A 2,343-nucleotide genomic window follows, 5' to 3' on the forward strand; every position below is an offset into this window, starting at 1 on the left:
CTATGATAAAGTCTTTTATCTCTCTGCTGTCTTGTTCGCTGCTGGTTCTGAGCGCATGTGTAAACACCCAGCCTGAAGGTACAGAAACCACCTGCATTGATCCTTCTAAGATTAACACGGATGCCATCTGCACCATGCAGTATGAACCTGTGTGTGGCTGTGATGGCAAAACGTACAGCAACTCCTGCATAGCAGACAATGCCGGTGTAACTTCGTACACCAAAGGTGACTGCGCAGAAAAACAGTAGCATACCCAAGTATAATTTCTTTCAAAGATGAGCCAGAAAAAGTATATTAAGCAAGATAAGCCGTTTCGGGTACCCACTCACGATGGCAAACTGATAGAAGAGCATTTTGGCAATGCCTCTACCCGCACCGATCAGTTTAGCGTGGCGCACATGATCGCGCCGCCGCATTGGAGCGAGCCGCACCAAACTCCGGAGTTTGATGAAATCACGATTGTGACGCGCGGCAAAAAGTTGATTGAAATAGATGGAGAAGAGGTAGAAGTAAGCGCCGGCGAGACTATACTTATCAAAGCAGGCTCACGCATCCGTTATGCAAACCCGTATGACCATGAAACAGAATACTGGTCTGTCTGCATTCCGGCGTTTGACATCAGCACCGTGAACCGGGAAGAAGATTAAGCCTGTGGCTGCCACTCAACCAGTTGTGGCAGCTATACTTTCGTACCTATCTATACTTACCATCATAATCTCACCTTATGAAATGCAAGCACTTGTTTTTACTGGCAGGTATGGCATTCGCTACAGCCTGTACTAAAACGCCTTCCAGGTCTGTAACCGCCACTCCTACTGAGCCGGATTTGTTAGCTATACAAGACGATGAGCTTCGGGAAAATTTATTTACACTTTCCAGTGATGAAATGCGGGGCAAGCGTGCAGGTACCGTAGATGAATTAAGAGCTGCTGCCTGGGTGGCAGAAAAAGCCCGCGCGGCCGGTTTACAGCCTGCCGGAGATGATGGTACTTATTTTCAGTTCTTCCCTATTAATCGCACTAAAGTAGCTGACAACAGTACGATTGAAATAAATGGGAAGTCGCTAGCTCTTTGGCAGAATACCTGGATTACCTCACCTGCAGAAGTGGCGTTTGATGCTCCGGTAGTCTGGTTATCGTCGTTGGCTGATACTGCCAAGTATAACTTAAGCGGAAAAGTAGTGGCGATGGCGCTTCAGGCACCCTCTCCCTTGCCTGCCGCTGGCATGAGCCTTTGGAACTACCGCTATGTGGCCTCTGCCCTACGCCAGCAAACTAACGCCTTGAAGAATCACAAAGCCGCCGCTATCATACTTGTAACCGATGCAGAAGCTGAATCGGATTTCGGGTTTATAGGACATGTGTTTGAAGAAGGAACATACATGTTGGAGGGAGAGCCTGCCAGGCAGAACAATAGCGCGCCAGTAGTGCTGGTGCATTCTTCGGTGGCTCCTAACCTGCAACAAAAGAACATAAAAGTAAAGGCTGCTATCAAGATTGATCGCTATACTTATCCATCGATAAATGTGGTGGCTAAAGCTCCCGGATCAGACCAAGCTTTAAAGGACGAGCACGTGCTGTTCAGCGGCCACCACGACCATGACGGCATAGGAGCAACCGTAGACGGAGACTCCATCTACAATGGGGCAGATGACAACGCTTCTGTTACAGTTGCTCTTTTAGCCATTGGCAAAGCCTGGACACAGCAGCCGGGCAAGCGTTCGGCTTTATTTGTGTGGCATGGTGCCGAAGAGCGAGGCTTGCTGGGATCTCGCTGGTACGTGGAGCATCCTACTGTTCCTAAAGAGTCTATTGTAGCAGTGCTTAACGCTGATATGATTGGCAGAAACGCACCTGATTCTGCTGCCCTACTAGGTTCTATTCCGCCACACCGTAACTCAACGGCTTTAGTAGACATGGCCCTTAACGCAAACCAGCAGTATACACGGTTTAATATAGACACTTCCTGGGATGAGGCTAGCCACCCGGAAGGCTGGTACTTCCGCAGCGATCACTTACCGTATGCCCGTGCTGGTATTCCTGCTGTTTTCTTTACGACGCTGCTTCACCCGGACTACCACACGCCGCGCGACGAAGCAGAGCGTATCGATATAGATAAGCTGGCCCGTATGGCGCGCTGGATGTATGCCACAGGCTGGGCAGTTTCTCAAGCGCCACAACGGCCAGCCACAGACCCTGATGCTAAACTGGAGCGATAGTATAACTCTATACTTTCCGTGTTATGTTCATATAGAAATAATAAATTTACTAGCCGCTGCACTTAAACCTGCAGCATGAAACTAAAGCAAGTATAAAAACCAGAAGGCCTCTGCTACTACAGCAG

3 protein-coding genes are annotated in these 2,343 nt (G+C 49.0%); all 3 read left to right on the top strand.

Features of this window, described 5'->3' with window-relative positions:
* Window positions 1-248 (top strand): Kazal-type serine protease inhibitor domain-containing protein (locus tag ACFQ2O_RS21265; RefSeq protein ID WP_377532838.1); only part of this gene is annotated, 248 nt, incomplete at its 5' end.
* A 27-nt stretch (window positions 249-275) separates the two neighbouring features.
* On the top strand, window positions 276-647 hold the full coding sequence (locus ACFQ2O_RS21270; protein WP_377532840.1) for a cupin domain-containing protein: 372 nt from the start codon (window positions 276-278) through the stop codon (window positions 645-647).
* A 110-nt stretch (window positions 648-757) separates the two neighbouring features.
* Window positions 758-2,218: a M28 family peptidase gene (locus tag ACFQ2O_RS21275; RefSeq protein WP_377532842.1), complete on the top strand. Its 1,461-nt coding sequence runs from the start codon at window positions 758-760 to the stop codon at window positions 2,216-2,218.
* Window positions 2,219-2,343 lie beyond the last annotated feature (125 nt).

Origin of the sequence: Pontibacter rugosus (assembly GCF_042678745.1) — a bacterium.
GTDB classification, from domain to species: Bacteria; Bacteroidota; Bacteroidia; order Cytophagales; family Hymenobacteraceae; genus Pontibacter; species Pontibacter rugosus.